The 4,902-nt window shown below is 69.2% G+C and carries 8 protein-coding genes; 5 read left to right on the top strand and 3 right to left on the bottom strand.

The features are described 5' to 3' along the window. On the bottom strand, nucleotides 1-345 hold a 345-nt coding region (locus ACRDSQ_RS27510; RefSeq protein ID WP_431424997.1), incomplete at its 3' end, for a UvrD-helicase domain-containing protein. A gap of 76 nt (nucleotides 346-421) precedes the next feature. Between ACRDSQ_RS27510 and ACRDSQ_RS27505 the strand changes: the two genes are divergently transcribed. Both ACRDSQ_RS27505 and ACRDSQ_RS27500 read left to right on the top strand, forming a co-directional pair. Then, nucleotides 422-1,204, top strand: a complete 783-nt coding sequence (locus tag ACRDSQ_RS27505; RefSeq protein ID WP_431424995.1) for an alpha/beta fold hydrolase — start codon at nucleotides 422-424, stop codon at nucleotides 1,202-1,204. Then, nucleotides 1,201-1,500, top strand: a complete 300-nt coding sequence (locus tag ACRDSQ_RS27500) for an MGMT family protein (RefSeq protein WP_431424993.1) — start codon at nucleotides 1,201-1,203, stop codon at nucleotides 1,498-1,500. Before ACRDSQ_RS27505 ends, ACRDSQ_RS27500 begins: the two co-directional genes overlap by 4 nt. On the opposite strand, the gene ACRDSQ_RS27495 is transcribed toward ACRDSQ_RS27500, so the two are convergent. Further along, nucleotides 1,501-1,689: a hypothetical protein gene (locus tag ACRDSQ_RS27495; protein WP_431424992.1), complete on the bottom strand. Its 189-nt coding sequence runs from the start codon at nucleotides 1,687-1,689 to the stop codon at nucleotides 1,501-1,503. 299 nt (nucleotides 1,690-1,988) lie between these two features. Beyond that, nucleotides 1,989-2,777 carry an alpha/beta hydrolase family protein gene (locus tag ACRDSQ_RS27490; RefSeq protein WP_431424990.1) on the bottom strand — a complete coding sequence of 263 codons (789 nt, stop codon included), beginning with the start codon at nucleotides 2,775-2,777 and terminating at the stop codon, nucleotides 1,989-1,991. A gap of 401 nt (nucleotides 2,778-3,178) precedes the next feature. Here ACRDSQ_RS27490 and ACRDSQ_RS27485 point away from each other — a divergent pair, with 401 nt between their 5' ends. The 3 genes from ACRDSQ_RS27485 to ACRDSQ_RS27475 all read left to right on the top strand — a co-directional run. After that, nucleotides 3,179-3,973: a hypothetical protein gene (locus tag ACRDSQ_RS27485; RefSeq protein ID WP_431424989.1), complete on the top strand. Its 795-nt coding sequence runs from the start codon at nucleotides 3,179-3,181 to the stop codon at nucleotides 3,971-3,973. Further along, nucleotides 3,963-4,175 (top strand): hypothetical protein, encoded by a 213-nt coding sequence (locus tag ACRDSQ_RS27480; RefSeq protein ID WP_431424987.1) that lies wholly within the window; start codon nucleotides 3,963-3,965, stop codon nucleotides 4,173-4,175. The genes ACRDSQ_RS27485 and ACRDSQ_RS27480 overlap by 11 nt, the downstream gene beginning before the upstream one ends. After that, a partial coding sequence (locus ACRDSQ_RS27475) for an acetamidase/formamidase family protein (protein WP_431424985.1) occupies nucleotides 4,172-4,902 on the top strand: 731 nt, incomplete at its 3' end. The genes ACRDSQ_RS27480 and ACRDSQ_RS27475, both read left to right, overlap by 4 nt.

The raw sequence follows: 4,902 nt of genomic DNA, 5'->3' as shown, positions 1-4,902 counted from the left end.
GGAGTGGACCGTGCGGACCAGCGGTTCGCGGACCGTGCGGGGGGCGCCTTCGTCGGCGTGGTCGGTCAGCAGCGCGGTGATGCGGGAACGCAGGTCGGCGGCGGCACGGCGGCTGGACGTGAGCACGAGCAGCTGCTCCGGGTCGACGCCGCCGCGCAGCATCCGGTCGGCGGCGAGCTCCACGAGCAGGGTGGTCTTGCCGGTGCCGGGACCGCCCAGGACGCGGACGAACCCGTCGCTGCCCGCGAGCACCCGCTGGGCGTCCCCGCCCCAGCGCGAGGCCTGCCGGTGCGCCGCAGGTCGGCGCACGAGCTGCGGCGCGTTAGGGGTTCTCGCGGCGGCCACACCCGATTGCATCACGAGGGGGTGACAGCCTTGGACGCGGCACGCCCGGCGAGGCCGAGATGGCATGATCCCGCGCATGGCCGATGCCTTACACGTTCACTCGTACGGGTCGATCGAATCGCCGCCGGTCCTGATCCTGCATGGAATCGGCGGGCATGGCGCACGCTTCCGCAGGCTCGCCGAGAACCACCTCCGCGACTACCGCGTCGTGGCACCTGACCTGCGCGGACACGGGCTGTCGGACCGGTTGCCGCCGTGGACGCTGGAGCAGCACGCGGCCGATCTGCTGCGTGTGCTCGACGTCCACGACCTCGCCTCGGTGCCGGTGGTCGGCCATTCGTTCGGCGGGTTGGTGGCACTGCACCTGGCTCGGCTCGCGCCGCAGCGGGTGCGCAAGCTCGTGCTGCTGGACCCCGCGGTGAAGGTGAGCCCCGAGGACGCGGCGGAGTACGCGCAGACCGCGGAGGTGATCCGCGACGACCGCGGCGAAGCCCTGGCCACGCAGCGGCACGACTGGCCGGGTGAGCCCGAGGAGCACATCGAGGAAGAGGTCACGGCGAACTGGGTCGAGGTCGACGGCCACTGGCGGCCGCGCTACAGCCCGGCCGCGGTGATCACCGCGTGGAGCGAGATGTGCCGGGCGCCGCGGCTGCCCCCGCCCGGGCTGCCGACCCTGCTCGTGCAGGCGACCCTCGACGCGTTCGTGGGACCGGAGTTCATCAAGGCGTGCCGGTTCACCCTGGGCGAGGACTTCCGGCTCGCGGCACTGAACCTCGGGCACATGGTCTACCTGGAGGACCCGTCGGGCATCGCCGCGGTGATCGACGAGTTCATCAGCGACAAGGGCGTGGCCGGATGAGTGTCGACGAACACCTGCACGAACGGATCCGTGACGCGGTCCGGTCGATCCCGGTCGGCCGGGTCGCGACCTACGGTGACATCGCCGACATCGCGCGCGCGCCGACGCCCAGGCTGGTCGGTCGGGTGCTGTCCGAGGACGGCCACGACCTGCCGTGGCACCGGGTGCTGCGGGCGAGCGGGACGCCTGCCCCGCACCTCGCCCGCAGGCAGCTGGAGCTGCTGCGGGCGGAGGGCGTGCCGGCAGTCAACGAAAAGGTCGATCTACGGACCTATCGCTGGGGTGTACGTGATTGATTAGCCTCGTTTGACCGACTCAGGGTCGAGGCCGAGCATCTCAAGCAGCTGCAGGCAGTCGGCGGCGTCGGCGGCGTGGTCGGCGACGGTGCGAGCGGCGCGGTGGCACTGCTCGGCGTTGTGCATCGACTCGATTTCACGGGCGGCGGCGATCCGACCCACCGTGGGTGCTTCGTGGGCAAGCGTCATGAGGGCAACCTTCCTAGGGGCGGCCCGCCGCGCGAAGAGCATCGAGGTTGCTCACAGGGAATCCCACGGCGTGCCGGCCGGGAATATGTAGCCACTCTTTCAGCCCAATAGGGGTCGCCACAACCCCCCAGACGGAGTCGTGCCGCAGGGTCATCGTCCGGTCACTGCGTGTTCGCCCAGGTCACGGGCGATCTTCGCGCAAGATTGAGATAAGTCCGACGACCATGAAGACGGCCCCGACGAGGGCCGCCACCAGACCAATTGCCATGTTGGTGAGACGTGCCGGAGGCCGTCGCGGTTCAGTCGATCTCGGGGGTGAACGACTCCGGCAGGTACGGGTCGGCCCACGCGGCGATCAGCTGCGCGACCCGTTTGGCGTGCAGCGGCGAGGTCAGCAGGTGGTTGGCGCCGTCAAGGGAGATGAAGGACTTGGGGTGGCGGGCGGCGGTGTAGATGCCCGCGGCGTTGGTGATGTCGACGATGTCGTCGTCGGGTGAGTGCAGGATGAGCAGTGGGCGGTCGAGCCGGGCGATGTGATCCGCCAGGCGCTGTTCGCGGAGGTCTTCGAGGAATTCGCGGCGGATGCGAAACCATTTACCGCCGAGGGAGACCTCGGCCTCGCCCGCGTGTTCGATGTCGGTGAGGGCGTGCTCGAACAAGTGGGCCACGTGCGCCGGGTCGCTGGGGGCGCCCACGGTGACCACGGCGCGAACCTCCGGGATCTCCCCCGCCGCCGCCAGCACGGCGGCGCCGCCGAGGGAGTGTCCGATGATCAGCGAGGGCGCGGTGAAGTTGTCGCGCAGGTGGGCGGCGGCGCGGACGATGTCGGCGACGTTGGACGAGAAGGTGGCGTTCGCGAAGTCGCCGCCGGAGTCGCCGATGCCGGTGAAGTCGAAGCGCAGGACGGCCAGGCCGCGATCGGTCAGCGCACGGGACACGCGGCGGGTGGCCTGGTTGTTCTTGCCGCCGGTGAAGCAGTGGGCGAAGAGGGCGTAGGCCTCGGGCTCCTTGGGTGGGAGGTCGAGAGTGCCCACGAGGGTTTCGCCACCGGTGCCGGTGAAAGTGACTTGCCGCTGGCCAGTTCTCACGGCGTCAGGGTAGTCAGTGGCCAAGTGGCTGGACGTTCACCCGCGCCGGACGAGTCCGCGGCCATGATCGCGCGCAGTCACGGCAGGCCTGCGGTGCGGTCGGGGTGCTCCGAGTTCGAGATTCTGTGCCCGTATGTGTCTGAACCGGGATCCGCGCCCTCTCCTTGATCTTTGCGGCTGGAGTCGTTGACGCGGATCTCGATGGTGTCGCGCACACCCATCCAGGTTCCCACCATCGTGTGATCCCGATTGGCATGAGGGTCCCGTCATGTTCCTCGCACGCCATGATTGTTTCGCCGAGGTCGTCGGCAGTTCAGCACTCGCGAATAGAGGTTGCAGTGCCCACCAGCTCAACGGGCTTGGCATGTCGCGGTTCCTCCGGATGGAATCGTGTCGGCGAGTTGCTCAGGCTCCACGACGAGCCGTGCGTGTACCTCGACGAGGTCCTCGTCCACCGCATCCTGCTCGACCACATCGACGAACTGTGCACGCGGATGCGCACGACGTTGACCGGTCTCGGAGACCCCGGCGCCGAGGCGTTCGGCGGCAAGGACCTGTTCTACTTCGACGACGCCCCAGGCGACCTGCGTGTCATGCCGTACCACGACGGCGCGACCATGACCGTCAAGATCATCGGGACGAACGAGGCGGGCACCGTCGTGCCCGACAAGATCTCGGTCGGCAAGGCCGTGGTCATCCACCCCCAGGACCACCACGTCATGGGCATCCTCGACGTCGCCGCGCTGTCGAGCATCCGCAGGGCCATCGGCATCCTGCTGGCCTGGCAGGCACTCAACCACGGCGGCCCGAAGCCGAACCTCGGTGTGGTCGGCGCGGGCCGGGTCGGCGCCTACACGGCGCTGGCGTTCCAGCGCGCGGGGTTGATCGACTCGTGCGTCGCCTACGATAGCAACCCTGTTGCCGTGCAACGGATGCATGAGCTGTGCGAGCTGGAAAGCGGGCCGCGGGTCCGGGCCGCCGCCACGCTCCCGCACCTGCTGGCGGAGTCCGACGCGGTGGCGTTGACGAGCGCCGCGCAGCAGCCGCTGCTCGGCCGGGCGGACGTGGACAAGTACGCGCTGCGGTTCGTCGGCAGCGTCGTCGGCGGACGCCGACAACCTCGCCGAACTCGAGGACGACGTGCCCGGCGCGGTTCCATTGCTGGTCGGCAGCCCACTGTGCTTCGTGCTCGGTGACCTCAAGCGCTGGCAACAGCTCGGCCTCGTGCCCGAGGTGACCTATCTGCACCAGGCGCTCGCCGCACCGCGCAACGACCCTGGCCCGTCCTGCTACATCTCGACCGGATTCCCGCTGCTCGACCACGTCGCGGCGACGCTCGCCTACGAGATCGCCACCACCAACGGGCTCGGCCACCAGCTCGCCGAAGGAACGGTATGAATCAGGCCATCGCGTACAAGAACGTCAAGTACGCACTCACCGCGCGCGACGCGTTCGAGGCCGAGGTCGCGCCTGGTGAGATCTTCGAGGTCGACACCGAGCTCAACATCGGCGGTCACCTGATCACGCACCCCAGTGACCAGCTGACCGAGGAGGACATCACCGTCCCGTACGTCAACCCGGCCACCGGCCCGATCAAGGTCAACGGCGCCAAGCCCGGCGACACCTTGGTCGTGCGGGTGCTGGACGTCGGCGTGCGCGGCCTCGGCTACACGGCCGTGTGGCCGAAGTTCAGCATATTCGGCGACATGCTCGCCGAGCAGGAGGGCATCCACTCGAAGATCGTTCGCGTCGAAGACGGCCTGGTCCACTGGGACGACGACCTCACCCTGGACGCCAAGCCCATGATCGGCCTGGTCGGCGTCGCACCCGCAGCGGGCGAAGTGGCCACCCTGGACAACGGCCCCCACGGCGGCAATCTGGACATCCAGGAGGTCACCGGCGGATCTACGATCAGCTTCCGGGTCAACCACGAGGGCGCCTACCTGTACTTCGGTGACGTCCACGCCCTGCAGGGTGACGGCGAGAGCAGCGGCATGGGCGCGGTGGAGATCCGGGGCAGGCTGCGCGTGCAGGTCGACGTGCTGCCTGCCACGCCCAAGCTGCACTGGCCGCGCATCGAGACCGAGACCCACATCGCCAGCGTGGGCTGCGCCCGGCCGTTGGA

The organism is Actinokineospora sp. (genome assembly GCF_050699995.1).
GTDB lineage: Bacteria > Actinomycetota > Actinomycetes > Mycobacteriales > Pseudonocardiaceae > Actinokineospora.
The sequence above is the reverse complement of the archived record's forward strand: the minus strand, read 5'-3'. Positions and strand labels throughout refer to the sequence as shown.

What these genes read in the sequence shown, in the direction of transcription:
- ACRDSQ_RS27500 (WP_431424993.1), top strand. Translation starts at nt 1,201, where the DNA reads ATGAGTGTCGACGAACACCTGCACGAACGGATCCGTGACGCGGTCCGG.
- ACRDSQ_RS27495 (WP_431424992.1), bottom strand. Translation starts at nt 1,689, where the DNA reads ATGACGCTTGCCCACGAAGCACCCACGGTGGGTCGGATCGCCGCCGCC.
- ACRDSQ_RS27505 (WP_431424995.1), top strand. Translation starts at nt 422, where the DNA reads ATGGCCGATGCCTTACACGTTCACTCGTACGGGTCGATCGAATCGCCG.